Annotated in this window: 18 protein-coding genes; 5 read left to right on the top strand and 13 right to left on the bottom strand. The window is 58.8% G+C overall.

Features of this window, described 5'->3' with window-relative positions; translation table 11 throughout:
• The first annotated feature begins 181 nt into the window (after positions 1-181).
• On the top strand, positions 182-1,030 hold the full coding sequence (locus NOM06_RS18460) for an SDR family oxidoreductase (protein ID WP_255912681.1): 849 nt from the start codon (positions 182-184) through the stop codon (positions 1,028-1,030).
• A 59-nt stretch (positions 1,031-1,089) separates the two neighbouring features.
• Entirely contained in the window at positions 1,090-1,494 is a 405-nt protein-coding gene (gene yciA / locus NOM06_RS18455; RefSeq protein ID WP_005337875.1) for an acyl-CoA thioester hydrolase YciA, read from the top strand.
• Here the strand turns inward: yciA and NOM06_RS18450 are convergent, their stop codons facing one another.
• Entirely contained in the window at positions 1,495-1,719 is a 225-nt protein-coding gene (locus tag NOM06_RS18450) for a hypothetical protein (RefSeq protein WP_005337874.1), read from the bottom strand.
• 107 nt (positions 1,720-1,826) lie between these two features.
• Between NOM06_RS18450 and NOM06_RS18445 the strand changes: the two genes are divergently transcribed.
• The gene (locus NOM06_RS18445; RefSeq protein WP_005337873.1) at positions 1,827-2,672 is read left to right on the top strand and encodes an endonuclease/exonuclease/phosphatase family protein; all 846 of its coding nucleotides are present in this window, start codon (positions 1,827-1,829) and stop codon (positions 2,670-2,672) included.
• A 106-nt stretch (positions 2,673-2,778) separates the two neighbouring features.
• On the opposite strand, the gene NOM06_RS18440 is transcribed toward NOM06_RS18445, so the two are convergent.
• The 9 genes from NOM06_RS18440 to NOM06_RS18400 form a co-directional block, all read right to left on the bottom strand.
• Positions 2,779-3,075: a GrxA family glutaredoxin gene (locus NOM06_RS18440; protein ID WP_255912687.1), complete on the bottom strand. Its 297-nt coding sequence runs from the start codon at positions 3,073-3,075 to the stop codon at positions 2,779-2,781.
• Positions 3,076-3,169: 94 nt separating this feature from the next.
• Positions 3,170-4,609 (bottom strand): D-alanyl-D-alanine carboxypeptidase/D-alanyl-D-alanine-endopeptidase, encoded by a 1,440-nt coding sequence (gene dacB / locus NOM06_RS18435; protein WP_255912679.1) that lies wholly within the window; start codon positions 4,607-4,609, stop codon positions 3,170-3,172.
• A 112-nt stretch (positions 4,610-4,721) separates the two neighbouring features.
• Positions 4,722-6,482: a DEAD/DEAH box helicase gene (locus NOM06_RS18430; RefSeq protein WP_255912685.1), complete on the bottom strand. Its 1,761-nt coding sequence runs from the start codon at positions 6,480-6,482 to the stop codon at positions 4,722-4,724.
• Positions 6,483-6,596: 114 nt separating this feature from the next.
• Positions 6,597-7,634: an HlyD family secretion protein gene (locus NOM06_RS18425; RefSeq protein WP_255912678.1), complete on the bottom strand. Its 1,038-nt coding sequence runs from the start codon at positions 7,632-7,634 to the stop codon at positions 6,597-6,599.
• Positions 7,635-7,637: 3 nt separating this feature from the next.
• Positions 7,638-7,976: a DUF3302 domain-containing protein gene (locus NOM06_RS18420; protein ID WP_255912677.1), complete on the bottom strand. Its 339-nt coding sequence runs from the start codon at positions 7,974-7,976 to the stop codon at positions 7,638-7,640.
• A 222-nt stretch (positions 7,977-8,198) separates the two neighbouring features.
• On the bottom strand, positions 8,199-9,620 hold the full coding sequence (locus NOM06_RS18415) for a carbon starvation protein A (protein ID WP_255912676.1): 1,422 nt from the start codon (positions 9,618-9,620) through the stop codon (positions 8,199-8,201).
• A gap of 140 nt (positions 9,621-9,760) precedes the next feature.
• Positions 9,761-10,465, bottom strand: coding sequence for a two-component system response regulator BtsR (gene btsR, locus NOM06_RS18410; protein ID WP_255912675.1), 705 nt, complete (start codon positions 10,463-10,465; stop codon positions 9,761-9,763).
• Positions 10,462-12,132, bottom strand: coding sequence for a sensor histidine kinase (locus NOM06_RS18405; RefSeq protein ID WP_255912674.1), 1,671 nt, complete (start codon positions 12,130-12,132; stop codon positions 10,462-10,464). The genes btsR and NOM06_RS18405 overlap by 4 nt, the downstream gene beginning before the upstream one ends.
• 353 nt (positions 12,133-12,485) lie before the next feature.
• Entirely contained in the window at positions 12,486-13,721 is a 1,236-nt protein-coding gene (locus NOM06_RS18400) for an HD-GYP domain-containing protein (protein WP_255912672.1), read from the bottom strand.
• Between the two features lie 230 nt (positions 13,722-13,951).
• Here NOM06_RS18400 and NOM06_RS18395 point away from each other — a divergent pair, with 230 nt between their 5' ends.
• A complete protein-coding gene (locus tag NOM06_RS18395) occupies positions 13,952-15,568 on the top strand; it encodes a phosphoethanolamine transferase (protein WP_255912669.1) in 1,617 nt (538 codons plus the stop codon).
• A gap of 71 nt (positions 15,569-15,639) precedes the next feature.
• Here NOM06_RS18395 and NOM06_RS18390 read toward each other — a convergent pair whose 3' ends face one another.
• The 3 genes from NOM06_RS18390 to nagB are packed head-to-tail and all read right to left on the bottom strand — an operon-like array spanning position 15,640 to position 18,814.
• Entirely contained in the window at positions 15,640-16,854 is a 1,215-nt protein-coding gene (locus tag NOM06_RS18390) for an ROK family protein (protein ID WP_005334312.1), read from the bottom strand.
• Between the two features lie 4 nt (positions 16,855-16,858).
• The gene (gene nagA / locus NOM06_RS18385) at positions 16,859-18,004 is read right to left on the bottom strand and encodes an N-acetylglucosamine-6-phosphate deacetylase (RefSeq protein WP_115520892.1); all 1,146 of its coding nucleotides are present in this window, start codon (positions 18,002-18,004) and stop codon (positions 16,859-16,861) included.
• A gap of 9 nt (positions 18,005-18,013) precedes the next feature.
• A complete protein-coding gene (gene nagB / locus NOM06_RS18380) occupies positions 18,014-18,814 on the bottom strand; it encodes a glucosamine-6-phosphate deaminase (RefSeq protein WP_005334308.1) in 801 nt (266 codons plus the stop codon).
• Between the two features lie 273 nt (positions 18,815-19,087).
• On the opposite strand from nagB, the gene nagE reads away from it, so the two are divergent.
• Complete coding sequence (gene nagE / locus NOM06_RS18375; protein ID WP_005334306.1) at positions 19,088-20,566, top strand: N-acetylglucosamine-specific PTS transporter subunit IIBC; 1,479 nt, start codon at positions 19,088-19,090, stop codon at positions 20,564-20,566.
• Positions 20,567-20,650: the final 84 nt, after the last annotated feature.

Raw genomic sequence — 20,650 nt, 5'->3', positions numbered from 1 at the left:
CGTTTTGTTATCCGGTTTGAAGCCGTATGACCACTCCCTTTTGTGGGCAACTGTCAGGTGAATACCATCTCCATACATACCACCATCTTGACGGTATTTGTCTATCTGCAGGTCAAGGCTTTCTTTTCCCTCCAAGGCAGGTAAGCTGCGGGACAAAATGCGTCAAGCAGGAGAAGGGACGATGACAGAACAACATATCGCCGGGACGATCGGCATTCTGGGGGCTGGGTGGCTCGGGCTGCCGCTGGCGCGGGCCCTGCTGGCGACAGGCAAGCAGGTGGCGGCCACGGTCAGCAGCGCCGAGAAGGCGGCACGCCTGCAGGGGGAGGGGATCGATGCCTATCCGCTGACCATCTCTGCCAACATGGGCTCTGCCGAGATGCCCGTTGCTGATCAACAAGCGCCGTGGCCCATCCCCTGCGAGAGTCTGGTGATCTGCGTACCGCCCAGCAAGACCGATGACTACCCGCAGGCGGTCGCAAAGGCCTGTCAGCTTGCCAAAGCGAGTGGTACCCGGCGGGTGCTGTTTGTCAGCGCCACCTCGGTATGGGGCGCGGGGCAGCAGGAGGGTGAACAGCCCAAACCGCGCCATGCCCGTGGTGAGCGGATGCTGGCGGCTGAGCAGGCGGTGCTGGCGGCCGGTTTCGAGACGGTGATGATAGTGCGCCCCTCCGGCCTTTATGGCCCGAAACGCCATCCCGGCCGTTTCCTGGCGGGCAAGACCCTGGATGGCGGCGCCCAGTCGGTCAATCTGGTTCATCTGGACGATGTGGTGGCGGCCTGCATCTTGCTGCTGGAACGGGGCAAGGACGGGGATGTTTTCAACCTGAGCGCGCCGGTGCATCCGCGCCGGGAGCAGTTCTACCCCTTTGCAGCCCGCCAGCAGGGGCTGCCTGCGCCGGTCTTTATCGAGCCTGCCGGTGAATTTCAGCCCATCGACGGTCAGCTGATTTGCCAGCAGATGGGATTCAACTATCGCTGGCCCGATCCGGCCCACTGGTTTGCCGAGCTCGCCGCCTCGGGCAATTGAGGTTTGCCAAGGGGGTGATCGCCCCCTATCATGCCGCCATCCATGAGAGAGAGGCGGTAATGATGGTAGATACAAAACGTCACCCCGATGGGGAGTTGTTGCTGAGAACCCTGGCAATGCCAGCCGATACCAACCCCAATGGCGACATCTTTGGTGGCTGGATCATGTCCCAGATGGATATAGGTGGGGGCATTATGGCCAAGGAGCTGGCAAAAGGACGTATTTGTACCGTATCCGTCGAAGGCATGACCTTTCACAGTCCGGTCAAGGTGGGTGATGTAGTCTGCTGCTACGGCCGCTGCATGAAGATCGGCCGCAGCTCCATGAAGCTCAAGCTGGAGGTGTGGGTCAAGCCGGTACTGCGGGAAAACGACGCCCAGCGTTACTGTGTGACCGAGGGGATCTTCACCTATGTCGCCATCGACGAACAGGGCAAATCCCGCCCGGTTCCGGTGAGTGCCTGATTAAATCAGCCGGGCATTGATGATGGATATTTCCTGCTCAAGCCCGGTTTTTTGCCGTATCATGCGTTCCAGCATCTCTTCCGAGCCCACATATTGCAGGGTGTCAAACAGGCAGAGATCGCATTGAGGGTCCCGTCTTATCTGGTAGACGGTGGCCAGCTCCACTTGATGACAATTTCCTTGTTGATCATAAAACGTCACGTTGTACCGAAGTTCTTTCGCCATGAGACAAGGTCCTTCTGGTTGGGTGGAACAGGGACTATCAGCTTAGTCGGCGTGGATGACGTTTGTGATGGTCGCACCAAAAAGCAAAGGCGGGCGGTTGTTAGCCAATGAAAAATAGTTATCGCATTCTTGGCACCTCCCTGCTGACCCTGGGGTTGGTAGGCTGTTTTGAGGTGCCGGATCAGAACCATCTGGTCACAGCTCAAGGGATTGTGCCGGGACTCGACTGCCAGCGTCCGCCGCTGGTAGCGTTGGCGACTACGGCGCTGCCCCGTGAATTCGGGGTGACGGTGTGGAATCTCTACAAGGGCCAGCGCAAGAACTGGCGCGAGGGGATGGACAGTTATGCCAAGGGGCAGGATCTGGTGCTGCTGCAAGAGTCGGCCACCCGTCCCGATATGCTCGACTGGCTGCGCGCCGGTGATTTCCAGTGGCAACAGCTGCAAGCCTTCACCCAGGGCGGCGTCTCGTTCGGGGTGATGACGGTGGCCAAGACCCCGCAGGCGTTCGTCTGTGGCGTGCGCTCCCCCGAGCCTTTGCTGCGCATCCCCAAATCCGGGCTGGTGAGCCTCTATCCGCTGCAGGGCGATCCTGACGGCGTCATGGTCATCAATATCCATGCGGTCAATTTCGAGCTGGGGATGGCTACCTTCCGCGAGCAGCTCAACGATTTGACTGCCTTGGTGCGCCGCCATCAGGGGCCGGTGATCCTGGCCGGTGATTTCAATACCTGGAGCGACAAGCGCCAGTTCTGGCTGAATAAATTGGTGGACGAGCTGGGGCTGCAAGAGGCCGTGCCGGTGCCAGACCTGCGCCGAACCGCCTTCGGTCGCCCGCTGGATCACCTCTACTACCGCAATCTGGACCTGGTCGAGGTGAGTTCACCGGCGACCGACAGTTCGGATCACAACCCCATCATCGCGCGCTTTGCCGCCCAGTCGGTGACCCCCTGATCGGGGATGATGTGCGAGTTCCGCTCATAAAAAATCCGGCGCCTGATGGCGCCGGATTTTTTTTATACGCACTGGCGGTAAACCCGCTCGGGCTGACCCGCAGGCATTACTGGTAGAGACCCAGATTCTCTTTGGCGTAGGCTTCGAAATCGGTGCAGCCACCGATGTGCTGCTCGTCCAGGAAGATCTGCGGCACGGTATTGACCGGCTTGCCGGCGCTCTTGGCCAGATCTTCTTTGGTGATGCCTTCGGCGTGGATATCCACGTAGCGGAATTTGAAGTCATCGCGCTGTTCGGTCAGCTGCTCGGCGATCTGTACGGCACGGACACAGTAGGGGCAACCCGGGCGACCAAAAATCACTGCAAACATATTTTCTCTCCGTTTTTTAAGCCGTTTTTGTATGGCCGTTGATATGAGGCAGGCAACAGCATAGCCCTGCCTTGTGGCGACTTGAAGCCGAAATTATCGATACCGTGATTCGAGTGGGCCTATTGGCTCAGCTCTCACCGGCGATCTGGATCGGCTGCTGCTGATAGATGCTCTCCAGCACCCCCTTCTCGAATACAGTCCAGGGCCACGGCGCCTTGCTGGCACGGTAGCGCTCATGGGTGGCCGGATCTTGGGACAGGCCGCGCTGGAACATCACGAACGCCTTGCGCTGACCGCCTGCCGTGTCGATAAAGCCCACCAGATTGGAGGTGCCGGTGATGGTGCCGGTCTTGGCGTGCACCTTGTTTTTCATCATGGGGGCGGTGACGCTGCGGCGCCACGCCAGGGTGCCATCCACCTGGGAGCTTGGCAGCAGCTTGATCAGGCCAAGTTCGGCATCATTCTTCTGGATGAAGTTCAGCACCGACATCATCTGACGGGCGCTGATGAGATTATGAGCGGAGAGACCGGAGCCGTCAGCCAGGGTGGCGTTGCCCAGATCGATCCCGTTCTTGGTCAGGATGGCGCGCACCGCCATGGTGCCGCTGCGATAGCTGCCCGGCTTGTTGTAGTAGTGACGGCCCACGGTTTTGAGGAAGGTATCGGCATAGAGGTTGTCCGATTTCTTCAGCATCTTGGCGAGCATTACCGGCAGGGAGACCGAGTAGTGGGTGCCGAGGGTCTCTACCCCTTCCGGGGCCTTGTGGGTGACCCGCAGCAGGCCATCATGCTTGATACCGGCACGGTTCATCGCCCAGCGGATGTTGTCCCAGCCCCAGGCTTCCACGTCGTGAATGGCGAAACGCAGACCCTGCGGCTCCTTGTTCGGGGTGATGCAGCCCTTGAGCTCGTAGAAGTTGCCCTTGGCCATGTCCACTTCCAGTGCGCAGAACTGGCGCGCCATGTCGCCATAGCTCATCACTTCCACGCTGTCGGCACCGATGCCGATGGGCACGCCGGTAGCCACATTGCCCACCGCCGGTTTGCCAATCTGGGTGGCAGTGATGGTGCCGTAGGCGCAGTTCTTGTCGATGATGACCGAGGAGACGGGGGCGGCGAAGCAGAGGGTCTGATCCCCCCACGACCAGCCGTTGCCGCGCTCGTAGCCGTTGTAGGCGCCGGTGTTGACGTAAACATTCCCCTTGATGCTGGTGACGCCGAGCTGCTTGAACAGGGCCAGCAGATCCATGCGGGAGAGGGTGGGGTCGCCGACGAAGTTGATCCAGATATCGCCATTGATGACGTTGCCCTGCTTGGCGCCAGGATGGGCCTGAATGTCGGTGGCAAAGCGGAAGTCGGCCCCCAGCTCGAGGCGGGCCGCCAGCGCGGTGAGCACCTTCATGGTGGAAGCGGGGGCGATCATCTGATCGGCGTGGCGGGCGAACTCGACGCCGTTATTGCCCTGCACCATGATGGCGTACTGGCCACCCTGAGGGGGCGTCAGCGGGGCGGCGTGAGCCGCCAGAGAAGAAAAGAGAGCACAAAAACCAATCAACAGCCGCTGCATAACATCCTCTAACGTGACGAAGGGCCCGGCAGTGGTGCCGACCCTGATAATTCAACCAGCCGATGCGGGATCGACGGGAAAACGCAATTCATGCCATCTATGCCGGTCGCCATCATGCCATCGAGTTGGCGGTACGATAGCGACCCTCATAATCAAAAATTTTCTCTTTTATCTGCCAGAAACGACCCGATTTGCGGGCGATGACAAAATCCGGATGACGGAACTGGCTTTGTGCGGCCAGCACGCTCGCCAGGGTGGCAAATTCGGGCTCCAGCCCCGAGGCGGGCCAATGATGACGCACAAAGACCTGTTGAAACAAGCGCCGTGCGCCCGGGGAGTGAAATCCGAAGTATTCACGGAGGGTCAGACCATCCTCATCGTGGTAGGTCACCTCTAGCCGTTCCCCCTGTTTGCTGCGACCTGCTGTGAGGGTTAGCCCCGCGCAGCGGATCACCATGCAATCCTTGAGATTGAGCGCCTCTTTGAGCTTGTCGTCCGGATCCACCAGCAGTTGATCGCAGCTCTGGCAGCGGCGGGCGGCGATGTCGTTCTCCGCGCCACAGCCGGGGCAGATCTTGGCGCGAAAGCGGTAGTCACACTCTTCGCGGTTGCCCTCGTCATCTTCAAACAGCCCCTGACAGCGGCGGCCGTAGTGCTCGATCACCTTGCCATCCTCGTCGGTCTTGCCCCAGAAGGTATTGGCAAAGCCGCAGGCAGGGCAGGGCACCTGCACCGGCTCGGTACCGGCGTGGGGGCGAGGTTCCCCCACTTCGGGGGCAAACAGGTTGAAGTTGTTGCCGGCGTAGTCGAGCACTAGACAATCCTCCTTGCCCGGCGAGAGGCGCAAGCCCCGCCCGACGATCTGCTGATAGAGCGAGACCGACTCGGTGGGCCTGAGCATCACGATAAGATCGACATGGGGGGCGTCGAAGCCGGTGGTGAGCACCGCCACGTTGACCAGAAACTTGAGCTCGCGCGCCTTGAAGGCGCTGATAAGGGCGTCGCGCTCCGGTCCCGGCGTTTCGCCGGTAATAAGGGCCGCCTGCTGGCCTCTGGCGCCAAGCAGGCCGTGAATTTCGCGGGCATGTTCGACGGTGGCGGCGAAGATCATCACCCCCTGCCGGTTGGCGGCATACTCCAGCACCTGACTCAGGATATGGGGGGTGACCCGCTCCTGACGCTTGAGCTCGCTGTTGAGCTCCGCCTCGCTAAAGAGGCCGTTCTCCCGCGGCACCAGCTTGCTGAAGTCGTAGTGGACGATGGGGGCATCCACCATGCGTGGCGGCGTCAGGTAACCGTTTTTCACCATGAAGCGCAGCGGCAGCTCGAACACGCAGTCGCCAAACAGCCGTTCGCCGTGGCTCTTGACCATGCCGTGATAGTGGCGCCGGTAGATCCAGCCCAGCCCGAGCCGATAGGGGGTGGCGGTGAGACCGAGGATCTTGAGGGCCGGATTGGCGGCCTTGAGGTGGTCGATCACCTGATGGTACTGGCTGTCATCATCGAGTGAGACCCGATGGCACTCGTCGATGATGAGCAGAGAAAAAGCGCCGTCGAAGGCATCCAGATTGCGGGCGACCGACTGCACCGAGCCGAACACCACCTGGGCGCTTGCCTCCTTGCGATCCAGACCGGCAGCGAAGATATCGGCCTTGAGCCCCCACGCCTCGTACTTGGCGTGGTTTTGCTCCACCAGCTCCTTGACGTGGGCCAGCACCAGCACCCGACCGCGCGCCTTGCGGGCCAGCTCGGCGATCACCAGACTCTTGCCGGCACCGGTTGGCAGCACCACCACGGCGGGATCCGGGTGTTTGCGAAAGTGGCTGATAACGGCGTTGACGGCGTCGGTCTGATAGGGTCTGAGAACGAACATGGGGGCGTGGTGTTTTGGCATGGTACGGCGCAGGGTGGCGCCATTATAGGGTGCTTGCCGCCACAAAAACAGCGGGCCGGCATGATGCCGACCCGCAGGGTGCTTGGTTGCTGATCAATGGAACGGGAAGATGTAGTTCATCCAGCTTGCCATGCGCAGCAGCACTTTGCGCATCACAGACACATGGTGGAAGTACTGGGTGTAGACCGCAGCCTGCCCGCTGGCACCGGCAATCATCTGATACTTGGACCACTCGGGGTCGGTAATGGAGATGACTACCGGCAGGCGACCCGGACGCACTGCGGTGGTCTGATCCAGCAGTCCCAGGTTGGCCTGCACGTTACCGGCGGCAATGGCCGGAACCACGGCGGTTACCTTGCCTTTGAAGATCTTGCCGGGTACGCCATCGATCACCACTTCCGCCTCGTCGCCAACGGCCAGACGCTGCATGCTGTTCTGCCAGAACCAGCCCACATAGGCGGTATCGTTCTGGTGGATGAAGGTCATCACCGGACGATACATGAAGGGGGTGGCGATCATGCCGGGGCGAAGGGCCAGCTGTACCACATGGCCATCACTCGGGGCATAGACTACGGTTTGGGCCAGTTGATACTTGGCTTCCAGCAGCTGTGCTTGCAGATCGTTCAGGGTGGCTTTCTGCTGGTCAATCTGGGCCACGATATCGTCTACGTTGGCCTGGCTGACATCCAGATCCCGCTGTTTGCCGACATTGCGTTGCATCAGCTCTTTGGCGCGATCCCGATCCAGCTTGGCGGAACGCAGTCGCGCCTCGATGGACTTGAGGTGCTCGCGGTTGGATTCGACCCGTGCGGTCAGACTCTCCACTTTCAGGCGAAACGGCTCGTCATCGATGCGAAACAGCACATCTCCTTTTTTCACCGGCTGATTGGCCTGCACCGGCACCTCGACCACCCGGCCCTTGACCAGCGGTACGATGGGGGTGGAAACGTAGTAGTTACGCGCCATCTCGGAGTAGGGGTGGTTGTAGTTCATCAGCATGATCAGGGTACCGATGAGCACCACGCCACCCAGTGCTGCGGTGGGGACGGTCCACTTGTTGAGCGGGATGCGGAAGATTTTGAATACGGCCACACACAGTGCCGTATAAGTCAGGATCAGTAGCAGGTCCATGGTTTATCCCTGTTGCTCACTCTGTTCGATAGTGTCGATACGGCTCTTCAGATCCGCCAACTCCTGCTTGAGGGTCGCCAGCTCCTCTTCATCTTTTTGCAGCCGCTGACTAAAGCCCCAGCCGCGATCGGGGCGATAGAGGGTGGCCCAGATCCAGAGGAAGGGCCACAGCACATGCAGGGTAAACAGGCTGACCCAACCTGCCACGTGAATGGCATCCTGATGAGGGTGATTGCGATGTTTGGCAATCTCGTAAGGAATATCGTGGATCACGATGATTCCATAAAAAATGACCAGCCCGACAAAGACGAGCAGACCAAGGGCAAAATAATCAAGGGCCATTTATAACCTCCACTGGCATGACGCACAGCTTAATCATTGGTTCCAACAAGCACTAAAGCAATTAAGAATCACACATTTATCGTCAGTTCGCCCGGAATCTTAAAGCTATTCGCTGTATTGAAGCTGAAGCCGTTCAACAGTTGCATTATTAGTCTTTTTGTCATTAAAAAAGGCGCCATCAGGCGCCTTTTTGTGCTGCTTTCGCTGCATTTTTTGCTGTTTTTACCCTTCGCTGGTACTGCTGACCAGCGGCTGGCGGAACTTCATCAGGAAGGCCACGGTAATGGCCGCCGTTGCAGTCAAGCCGATGATGGTGGAGGTTCCCATCTCCAGCCCGAACCCGATGGGGGCGTTGGCCAGATAGGTGATCACCACAGCAGTCATGAACATGGCGGGAATGGTGCAGATCCAGTGCAGCTTGCCCTCTTTGATGAGGTAGGCAGCCGCAGCCCACAGCATGATGACGGCGGTGGTCTGGTTGGCCCAACCGAAGTAGCGCCAGATCACCCCGAATTCAGCCTTGGAGATGATGAAACCAAGGATAAACATGGGGATGGCGATCAGCAGACGCTTGGCCAGCGGCTTCTGGGTCATCTTCAGGAAGTCCGCCACGATCAGGCGAGCACTGCGAAACGCGGTGTCACCGGAGGTAATGGGCAGGATCACCACGCCGAGGATGGCCAGAATGCCACCGACTGTGCCGAGCAGGCTGGTGGAGACTTCGTGTACCACGGCTGCCGGGCCGCCGTTGGCCATGGTGGCGTTGAGCGCTTCGGTGCTGTCGTAGAAGGAGAGACCCAGGGTGCACCAGATAAGGGCGATGATCCCTTCACCGATCATTGCGCCGTAGAAGATGAAGCGGCCGGATTTTTCGTTCTGCATGCAGCGCGCCATCAGCGGTGACTGGGTGGCGTGGAAGCCTGATACCGCGCCACAGGCGATGGTGATGAAGAGCAGCGGCCAGAGCGGCAGTTCGGTCGGGTGCAGGTTGGAGAAGTCCATCCCGGTGTTGTAGAAGCCTTTGCCGGAGGCGATCAGGCCAACGATGAGGCCGACCGACATGAAGACCAGCAGGGCGCCGAAGATGGGGTAGAAGCGGCCGATGATCTTGTCGATGGGGACTATGGTCGCGAGGATGTAGTAGGCAAAAATCGCCACAATCCAGTAGACCAGATCGGTGGAGGTGAGGTTGGCGAGCAGCCCTGCCGGGCTCAGCACGAATACCACGCCCACCAGCATCAGCAGCACCACGGCAAACAGGTTCATGAAGTGCTTGGCGGCGGTGCCCAGATGCTCACCGACCACGGTTGGCACCGAGGCACCCTTGGCGCGTACCGACAGCATGCCGGAGAAGTAGTCATGTACCGCACCTGCGAAGATGCAGCCAAAGACGATCCACAACATGGCGACGGGGCCGTAGAGGGCACCCAGGATGGGGCCGAAGATGGGGCCGACACCTGCGATGTTGAGCAGTTGAACCAGATAGACTTTCTTGTCCGACATCGGGACATAGTCCACCCCGTCAGCCATGGTGATGGCGGGGGTTTTCAGCTGAGGGTTAGGGCCAAATATCCGTTCGATGAATTTGCCGTATATGAAGTAGCCGGCCACAAGTAAGCCGACACAGAGGAAGAACCAGATCATTGCTACGCTCCTGCATTGTTATTTTTTAGTGTGCAGAGCGAGTCTAAAACGGTTGCGCCTGGCTGGCAGGTGAAACTCCCCGAGCGGCGCTTTGGCGCGCCGAGCGGTCGGCGGCTGTGATCAGGCGCACACTCCGCAGTTCAGTCCAGCCCCAGCTGATCTTTGAGCTCCTTGAGATAGCGACGACTGACCGGCACCCGGGCGCCGCTCGGGGTGACAATCTCTGCCAGCTGGTTATCCAGCAGCCGGATCTCGAAGATGGCGTTGGGGGAGACCAGATACTGGCGGTGGCAGCGCAGCAGCGGGCTCTTTTCTTCCAGCGATTTGAGGGTGAGCTGGGTGTGGAACAGTTCACCCTGACAGGCCACATGGACCCCGCCCAGATCGGAGAAGGCATACTCCACCTGCGCGATGGGCAGCAGCCTGACCCGATTGTGCAGATAGCCCGGAATATGTTCGATAGTCGGGGCCAGCCGCTCGATGGGCTGCGGGGAGATATCCTGCTTGAGGCGAGCCAGCGTCTTGGCGAGCCGAGCGGGCTCCACCGGTTTGAGCAGGTAGTCGAAGGCGTTCTCTTCAAAGGCCTGAATGGCATACTCGTCAAAGGCGGTGACAAAGACGATGCGGGGCAGGGGGTCGAGCATGGCGACCAGCTCCATGCCGCTCAGCTTGGGCATCTGGATATCAAGGAACACCACATCAGGCTTGAGGCGCTGAATAAGCGGCAGCGCCTCGATGGCGTTGGCCGCTTCCCCCACGATCTCGATGGCAGGATCGCAGGCCAGCTGCTGCCCCAGCTCTTCGCGGGCGTAGTGTTCGTCATCGACTATCAGGGTGCGGATCATGGTTGCTCCTTGGGGATGGTGAACGAGACCCGGGTCCACTGTTCCGGATCGCACGCAATAGTCACGCCATAGCGCTCGCCAAAGGCGCTTTTCAGTCGCCGATCGACAATAGTCATACCCAGACCGTTGCCAGCGGGGTGCGCTTGCCAGGTGCCTGCATTATCTTCCACATGGATGGTGACGCTGGTGGGATGCTCATCGGTCCAGAGGCGAATGCGCCCTTGCTCCAGCAGGGTCGAGACGCCGTGCTTGATGGCATTTTCGATCAGCGGTTGCAGGGTGAAGCTGGGCAGTCGCAGTGTGGCCAGATGGGGAGGGATCTCGTTTATCACCGTCAGCCGATCGCCAAAGCGGGCCAGCTCGATCTCCAGATAGGATTGGCAATGCTCCTGCTCCTCCTGCAGGGTCGCAAGGCCGCTCTGGCGCTTGAGGTTCTTGCGAAAGAACAGCGAAAGATGCAGCAGAAGGTCTCGCGCCTTGTCCGGATCGCGCCGGGTGATGGCACTGATGGTGTTGAGGGTGTTGAACAGAAAGTGGGGGTTGATCTGGGCCTGGATAAGTTTCAACTCGGACTGCACCAGCAGCCGCTGATGTTGCTCCAGCCGACCGGCCAGTAACTGCTGTGACAGCAGGTTGGCAATCCCTTCCCCCAGGGTGTGGTTGATCTTGAGAAACAGCCGCTTCTTCGGCTCGTAGAGCTTGATGGTGCCGATCACTCCCTTGTCCCCCTGCAGCGGGATCACCAGCACCGAACCCAGCTGGCATGCGGGGGAGAGGCTGCAGCGATAGGGCTGACTGTTGCCATCGGCAAACAGCACCTTGTTCTGGGCGATGGCCTGCATGGTGATGGCTGACGCGATGGGGGTACCCGGTAGGTGGTGATCTTCGCCGGTGCCGATAAAGGCGAGGATCTGCTCGGTGTCCGTGATGGCGACCGCCCCCACGCCGGTCTCCTCCTGAATGATACGGGCAATCTTGTGGCTCGCCTCCGGGGTAAAGCCCTGACTCATGATCCCCACTGTGCGGTTGGCGATATTGAGCGCCTTGGCGGAGAAGACCCGGGAGAACTTCTCATACATCCGCTGCTGGTCGCGGATCATGCTGATAAAAAGCGCCGCGCCGCAGGAGTTGGCCAGAATCATCGGGGTGGCGATGGTGCGCACCAGCAGCAGGGATTTGTCGAACGGGGTCGCCACCAGCAGGATGATGACCATCTGCATGATCTCGGCATAGAGAGTGGTAAAGAAGGCGATGCGTGGTTCAAACAGGGCATCCGTTCGCCCCGAGCGCATCAGTCGCCAGTGCACTATGCCCCCGAGCAACCCCTCGCAGGTGGTGGAGATGGCGCAGGCGAGATCGGTAAATCCCCCCAGCGTATAGCGGTGCAGACCGCCGGTCAGCCCCACCAGAAAGCCCACCAGCGGTCCCCCCAATAATCCCCCCAAGACGGCGCCGACAGCCCTGGTGTTGGCGATGGCATCATCGATATCGAGGCCCACATAGGTGCCGAGGATACAAAAGCTGGAAAAGATGATGTATATCAGTATCTTGTGAGGTAGTCTCACTGAATAGTTGGCAAGCGGGCGCAGCAGCGGGCTTTTCGAGAAGAGATAGGCGATCACCAGGCTGACGCTCATCTGTTGCAGCAAGGAGAGGACCAACTGCATAAAAAACGCTCCTCATAAGCCAGCTGAAAAAATAGCCAGCCCGTGAATAAGTGTGATCAGGATCTTGTTCTGTTGGCCCAACTGGGCGCAACGGGACGCCAGTTTGCCAGAACAAGTGGATAAAACCATATTAAATCAGCATGTTAAATTGATATTTGTGTAAGCGGCAGCGGGTTGATATTGATGGATGGAGCATGAATGTATCCGCGGGATACGCCACACGGAGGTGGCATGCTCCGCCCGGCCCCTTGGTTGGGCGTTTTTTATACATGATCAGATGGCAACCTGTTGGTGGGGATTCGTGCAATTATTCCGGTTTGTCCAATGAGTTATCCCCAGCTTCTGGGGATAACTCAGAATGCAAAGTAGTAGCAGAAGCGGCGGGTCAGATTGAAGAACTGCCGCTGTCCCTCATCCAGCTCCTCCTGTTTGATAAAGGCACTGATGGTGCGTTCATCTTCCCGCAGATCGATCATGGCGACCGCTTCCGGCCGCTGGGCCTTGATATAGGGCAGGATCTTCGGCTTGAGGGGCATGGTGGGCTCGGTGGAGAGCACCAACGCAATGCTCTCGTCGGAGAGTTTCACTAGTGATCCTGGTGGATAGACCCCCAGCACCTTGACCAGCAACTTGACCAGATTCTGGTCGAACTTCTTCTGGGATAACTTGTAGAGCTGGCTGATGGCCTGACTCGGCGCGGCCGGGTTACCGCTGTTGCGGGGATGGAGCAGCTCGTCGTAGAAGTCGACCAGCCCGATCAACCGCGCCAGCGGCGGGATCTCCCCGCCCTTGATCCCGAGCGGATAACCGCTGCCGTCGAGCCGCTCGTGGTGCAGATGGGCGACCTGACGGATTTTCGGTTCAAAGGCGTTGAGCTGGGTCAGCATCTCCAGCCCGTACTGGGGATGCATATTGAGGAAGTTCTGCTCGGCCTTGTTGAGATCCCCCCGTTTTTGGGTGATCTGGCTCGGGATTTTCAGTTCGCCGATGTCGTGGATAAGTCCCGCAAGTCCCGTCTCCTCAATCTCGATGGGGTTCATGCCGAGTTCGCGTGCCATCAGCATGGCAATGAAAGCCACATTGAGGCTGTGTTGCAGCAGGATATCTGTGTGGGGGCTGCGAATAAGGTGGAGCCCGAGAGGCCCTTCATGCTGACTGAGTGTGAAGGCGGCATTACGGACGATCTGGGCTGTGTTGGCCAGTCCCTCATCCGGTTTGAGGTTCAGCGCCCCGAGTGCATCGCGCAGCTCGCTCATGGATTGGCCAAAGGCTTTGTCAGCGGCGCGCATGGAGCGGCGAAAGGCTTTCTCGTCAAAGGGGGGCGGGCCCGAGGCAATCAGCTCTTCCAGCTCATCAAGATCAGGCCCGGCATCCGGGATATCGCCGCGCAGCAGCGGCTCGATGGGCAGATCGCTCTTGTCGGGGTCGACCATCAGCAGGGTGAGATCAAGATGACGGAGAATGTCGAGTTGCTGCTGATCCTTGATCTTGAAGGTATTGAACATAAACGGGTGGTTGGTCCATCCCGTGGGGAGATGGATATAGTGGCCTACTCTCAATTGCTCTATCGAGGCTTGGATCAGTGCCATCGGTTAACCTGCATTTCGTGAATGCCTACTCAACAAGCTAGCAAAATCCGATGGATAGACAACTAAAAATCCATTTCGGGGCCACGGAGCGCCCCGTGCTGTGATGGGGCGCACGAGCGCCGTGCTTCTCCTCTTAATTCGCGCTTAAGTTTTACTTCCTACGCTGGCCCCGTCGTTTTTGTTGGCTTGGCCGGCCCGCTGCGCTGCAGGCCGGTATGTAGGAGTTGTTTATGCGTGTAACCCTCGGTGTACTGCAGACCAATCTGTTGCTGGTGCTCTTTTTCGCCCTGGTACTGAACTGGCCAATCTTTTTGCATTTCTATACGGTGCTCAGCGCCCTGACCCATGTCAAAGCCGGATTTGCCATCTCGATCCCGCTGGTGCTGATCGCGGCGCTAAATGCCGTGTTTATTCCCTTCACGTTCCGGTTTGTGCTCAAGCCCTTTTTTACCGTGCTCATTCTGACTGGCTCCATCGTCAGCTACGCCATGCTCAAATACGGCGTCATCTTTGATGCAGGCATGATCCAGAATATAGTGGAGACCAACAGTGGTGAGGCGGGGGCCTATTTGAATGGCTCGGTTGCGCTCTGGTTTCTGCTGACCGGGCTGTTGCCTGTTCTGCTGCTCTGGTCACTGCGGATCCGCTATCCGGCTCGCTTGTATCAGGGGTTGGCGTTGCGGGCAGGTGTATTGGCTATCTCTCTGCTGTTTATCGGGGGCGTCGCGTCACTTTACTATCAGGATTACGCCTCGGTCGGGCGCAACAACAAGTCGCTGGCCAAAGAGATTGTGCCTGCCAACTATGTGCACGGCCTCTACAAATATGGGCGTGATGTGCTGTTTGCTACGCCGATCCCCTACCAACACTTGGGGACCGATGCCAGGGTGGTGGCCCGGGGAAGCAAGCCGACTTTGATGTTCCTGGTGGTGGGGGAGACGGCGCGCAGCCAGAACTACTCCCTTAACGGGTATGGCAAGGCGACCAACAGCTTCACGGCCAAAGAGCAGGGGGTGGTGTCGTTCAAAGATGTGCGCTCCTGCGGTACGGCTACTGCGGTTTCGGTGCCCTGCATGTTCTCCAACCTCACGCGCCGTGGTTACGATGACCAGCTCGCCAGCTCCCGTGACGGCCTGCTCGATGTGCTGCAACATGCCGGAGTCTCGGTATTGTGGAAAGAGAATGATGGCGGCTGCAAAGGGGTGTGCCGCAATGTGCCGACCATCGAGATCCTCCCCAAATCCTATCCTGCGCTCTGTCAGGGGGAGTCTTGCTATGACGAGGTGTTGCTGGAGGGGCTGGATCAGCAGATTGCCGGCATGAAGGGCAACAAGTTGGTGGCTTTTCACCTGATGGGCAGCCACGGCCCGACCTATTTTCGTCGTTATCCTGCCAGCGAGCGCGTCTTTATGCCGGACTGCCCGCGCAGCGACATTGAAAACTGCAGCAACGAAGAGCTGGTCAACACCTATGACAACACCATCCGCTACACCGACAAGGTGGTGGGGCTGCTGATCGACAAGCTCAAGTCGTTGGAGAGCCAGTACGATGTGGGACTGGTCTATCTCTCCGATCACGGCGAATCCCTCGGGGCCATGGGGCTCTATCTGCACGGCACGCCTTACAAGTTTGCGCCGGATGATCAGACACGGGTGCCGCTGCTGACCTGGTTCTCGCCTCAGTTACAGGCCGATCGCCAGCTTGATATGGGTTGCCTGGCGGCGGAGGCGAGCAGCCAGCGCTTCTCCCATGACAACCTCTTTCACTCCATGCTGGGGATCATGGATGTGCAGACGAGTGTTTACGACAACAAGCTGGATCTGTTCAAGCCATGTCGGGCGGGCTAAACCGCCAGCAAGCACACAATAGAAAACGGCAGCCAGTGGCTGCCGTTTGGTTATCTCGCAAGATCAGTGTTTTACTTCTGCTCCATGATGATCTGCAGCAGATCCCCCTCCAGCAGGGCGCGCTTGACCAGCGCAAAGCCGCCATAGGTTGGCTGGTTCTGGAAGCGGGCTTTCACGATGGGCAGGCCACGGTGGAAGCTCGGCAGGGATTGATGCTCGACGCAGCGACGGATGGCCGGGAAGAGGATCTCTTCGGCGGCGGTGATTTCACCGGCGATCAGCACCTTCTGCGGGTTGAACAGGTTGACCGTAATAGCCACCGCTCGTCCCAGATGCTCACCCACGTTCTCGATGACGCTGCGGGCCAGCTCATCACCTGCCAGTGCCGCCTTGCACACCTCCTGAATGGTGATGTGCTTCTCTTGCAGTGCGCTCTGGTGACCGCGGCTGATGAGCTCCTTCACCTTGTCGATGATCGCTTCGTTGGAGGCGATGGTCTCGAGGCAGCCGAAGTTGCCACAGTGGCAGCGCTTGCCGAGCGGCTCGACCTGGATATGGCCGATCTCGCCGACGTTGCGGTTCTGACCGAGGAACACCTGACCCTTGGTGATGATCCCCGAGCCCGTCCCCTGGTGGACACTCACCAGAATGGAGTCCATGCAGTCGCGGGACTCGCCGAAGAAGTGTTCGGCCAGAGCCAGCGAGCGGGTGTCGTTGCCCACGTAGCAGGGGAGGTTGAAGTGGTTCTCAAGCAGCTTCGCCAGTCCCAGATTGCGGATCTGGTACTTGGGGGTGTAGATGACCATGCCGGATTCCGGGTTGACCAGACCCGGCATGGTCAGCGCGATGCTGATGAGGTTGCGACAACGTTCGCGGTTGGCATCGATAAAGGCGCCAATCTCTCGCAGCAGCATGTCGACCACGGGTTGCTGGTCGATCTCGGTCACCTGAATGACGTGCTGGTCGAGCTCCTTGCCATCGAGGTCATAGAGACTCAGTTGCAGGTAGCCGCGGCCCAGCTTGGCAGAGACAAACTGAAAGCGATGTTTGATGGTGGTCAGGGAGATGGCACGCCGCCCGCCGGTTGAGGCTTGCGGAGAGGTCTCCTTGATCAGGCCATGCTCGATCAGTTGCCGGGTTATTTTGGTCACGCTGGCCGGGGCCAGCTGACTCAACTCGGCAATCTTGACCCGGGAGATGGGGCCTTGCAGGTCGATGAGCCGATACACGGCTGCACTGTTTACCTGCTTGATAAGATCTACGTTTGCTATTTGTCCGCCAGTCATGATGTCACTGTTGTGTGTAGTGTCCGTTAACCACGGTCCCACGGACCGTGAAGTCCTGATCGAAGACAGTGAGGTTGGCTACTTTACCGACCTGGATACTACCGAGACGTGAGTCCCATCCAATGGCGCGAGCGGGGTAGAGGCTGGCCATTCTCAGTGCTTCATCGAGCGGTAATCCGACCTGCTTGACCAGATTTTCCACCCCCTCAATCATGGTGAGGGAGGAACCGCCGAGTGTACCATTCTCGTCGACACACTGACCATCGCGTAAAAAGACGGTGGTGCCACAAAAATCAAATTTCTCAAAGCCTTCCGGCGCTCCGGCTGCCGCGGTGGCATCGGTGACCAGCACCAGTCGCTCCCCCAGCGCCTTGTGAGCCAGACGCACGTTGGCCCAGTGCACATGGTGGCCATCGACGATGATGCCCGCGTAGACATCCTTGCGATCATAGATGGCGCCCACGACGCCCGGCTCGCGACCGTTGAGGGTCGGAGTCATGGCGTTGTAGAGGTGGGTCGCAAAGCGAATACCGTTATCGAACCCGGCCATGGCCTGATCGTAACTGGCGGCAGTGTGACCGGCCGAGACCAGAATGCCCGCTTCCACCAGACGGCGGATATGGGCCGGCTCGTTGCGTTCCGGTGCCAGGGTGATTTTGGTGATGGCATCCGCGTTGGCGCAGAAGAAGTCGATCATTTCGTCCGCTGGCTGGCGAATTTGCGCGGCAGGGTGGATCCCCTTGCGCTTGAGGTTGGTGTAAGGCCCTTCCAGATGGACGCCCAGCACCTCGTTGGGGTGTGCCGCCATGTAGTCACGGGTCACCGCAACGGCCTGCTTCATGTCGGCATCCGGACTGGTGATCAGGGTCGGCAGGAAGCTGGTGGTACCGGATTTGAGGTTGGCCGCCTGCATGGTTGCCAGGGTCTCGACCGTGATCTCGGTGTTGAACATCACCCCGCCACAGCCGTTGAGCTGCACGTCGATAAAACCGGCAGTCAGGTTGGCGCCTTTGAGGTCAATCAGTTCGATGCCTGCAGGCAGTTCGGCCAGGTGAGAGATGGCGACAATCTTGTCGCCCTCGATAAGCACCCCGTAGCCGGTCAGCACGCAGCTGCCAGTGTAGAGGGTGCAGTTGGTCAATGCGTACATGACGACTCCTTACAGACGGCCGATGTTGGCGGCTTCCAGCTGCTGGAAGTAGCGAACGGTCTTGACCTTGAGCTCCATGGTGGAGGGCTCGTCGCACACCATCATTCCCTTCGGATGCAGTTGCAGGGTGGAGATGGTCCACATGTGGTTGACGCTGCCTTCCACGGCGGCCTGCAGGGCCAGTGCCTTGCCGTGACCGGTGACCAGGATCATGATCTCTTCCGCATCCATCAGGGTGCCGACACCCACGGTCAGGGCCAGTTTGGGCACCTGCTCCATGTCGCCACCGAAGAAGCGGGAGTTGGCGATGCGGGTATCTTCGGTCAGGGTCTTGACCCGGGTGCGGGAGGAGAGGGAAGAAGCCGGCTCGTTGAATGCGATGTGGCCGTCGTTACCCACGCCACCCATGAACAGGTGGATCTTGCCGTAGGACTTGATCTTGTCTTCGTAGCGCTTGCACTCGGCCACCAGATCCTCGGCATTGCCGTTGAGGATGTTGATGTTTTCGGGACGAATGTCGATGTGACTGAAGAAGTTGTTGTGCATGAAGCTGTGGTAGCTCTCCGGGTGATCTTCCGGCAGGCCGACGTACTCGTCCATGTTGAAGGTGACCACGTTCTGGAAGCTCACTTCACCGGCTTTGTGCAACTCGATCAGGCGCTTGTAGGTGTTGAGCGGGGTGCCACCGGTGGGCAGGCCCAGTACGAAAGGGCGATCGCTGGTCGGCTTGAACGCGTTGATGCGGTCAACGATGTAACGAGCAGACCACAGGCCTACTTGGCTGGCAGATTTCAACGGGATCAGGCGCATATGGGATACCTCTGTGTCGGGTTGCGACCGGTTTGGCGGTGGCAATTGGCTAAGACGGATTCAAGTTGTTTTATAGCGTAAATAAAGATTGCGAACTAAGCCACATCTATCCACCACCTTTATCTTGTTTGGGTGATAACGATCACGATTATCGGTTTATTAATTTGCGCAGCGAAATAAAAGCCCTAGACTGCCAATCAAGCCTTGATGGCTTATGCGTCAAACGTGATAAGCACTTAATTTCTAGAAAAACATTAACTAAGGAGAGGAACCGTGAACATTCTCGGTTATTTGCAAAAGATCGGCCGTGCCCTGATGGTGCCGGTAGCGGTATTGCCTGCCGCCGCGATCCTGATGGGGGTTGGCTACTGGATTGACCCGAATGGTTGGGGTGGTGACAGTGCGCTGGCTGCCTTCCTGATTAAAGCGGGCGCAGCCATTATCGATAACATGTCCGTACTGTTCGCAGTCGGTGTTGCTTACGGTATGTCCAAGGATAAAGATGGTTCTGCTGCTCTGGCTGGTCTGGTCGGCTTCCTGGTGGTTACCACCCTGCTGAGCCCGGGCGCTGTGGCCCAGATCAAGAGCATCCCGGTGGAGCAGGTTCCTGCCGCGTTTGCCAAGATCAGCAACCAGTTCGTGGGTATCCTGTGTGGTGTTATCGCCGCTGAGCTGTACAACCGCTTCAGCAGCGTCGAGCTGCACAAGGCACTCTCCTTCTTCTCCGGTCGTCGTCTGGTACCGATCGTAACCTCCGTGGTGATGATCGTCGTATCCTTCATCCTGATGGCCGTATGGCCGGCAATCTACGGTGGTCTGGTCTCCTTCGGTGAGTCCATCGTGAGCCTGGGCTCTACCGGTGCCGGTATCTACGCCTTCTTCAACCGTCTGCTGATCCCGATCGGTCTGCACCACGCCTTGAACTCCGTGTTCTGGTTCAACGTGGCCGGTATCAACGACATCCCGAACTTCCTGGGTGGTCAGGCTACCATCGATGCCGCTCTGGCCGCTGGCAAGAGCCTGGAGCAGGTGAAAGGCGTGGTCGGTATGTACCAGGCTGGCTTCTTCCCCATCATGATGTTCGGTCTGCCGGGTGCCGCTCTGGCCATCTACCACTCCGCCAAGAAAGAGAACAAAGAGAAAGTTGCCTCCATCATGATCGCAGCTGCCTTTGCCTCCTTCTTCACCGGTGTAACCGAGCCGCTCGAGTTCTCCTTCATGTTCGTGGCGCCGGTACTGTATGTCATCCACGCCGTACTGACCGGTATCTCCGTGTTCATCGCTGCCTCCATGCAGTGGATGGCCGGTTTCGGTTTCAGTGCCGGTCTGGTGGATATGGTGCTCTCCAGCCGTAACCCGCTGGCGACCAACTGGTACATGCTGATCCCTCAGGGTCTGGTCTTCTTCGGCCTCTACTACACCGTGTTCCGCGTAGTGATTGCCAAGCTGAACCTGAAAACCCCGGGTCGTGAAGATGACGAAGAGAGTGCTCCGGCTGCCGCTCAATCTACCAACCGTACCGAGCTGGCCAAGCAATACCTGGAAGTGCTGGGTGGTCAAGAGAACCTGGTCTCCATCGATGCCTGCATCACTCGTCTGCGTCTGACTCTGAAAGACCGCAGCATCGTCGATGAGCGCAAGCTGAAAGCCCTGGGTGCGGCCGGTGTGGTCAAACTCGGTGAGCAGAACCTGCAGGTGATTCTGGGCCCATTGGCCGAAATCATCGCCGGTGAGATGAAAGCCCTGCGTTAATCGAGCGACTCGCTCACCTCAAGTCTAAGTCCATTGTTGACATAACTAAGGGCCCCGCTCAGGGGCCCCATATAAAAAAGCCAA

The sequence above is a fragment of the Aeromonas sp. JL9 genome, assembly GCF_024436075.1.
Taxonomy (GTDB): domain Bacteria; phylum Pseudomonadota; class Gammaproteobacteria; order Enterobacterales; family Aeromonadaceae; genus Aeromonas; species Aeromonas veronii.
The sequence above is the reverse complement of the archived record's forward strand: the minus strand, read 5'-3'. Positions and strand labels throughout refer to the sequence as shown.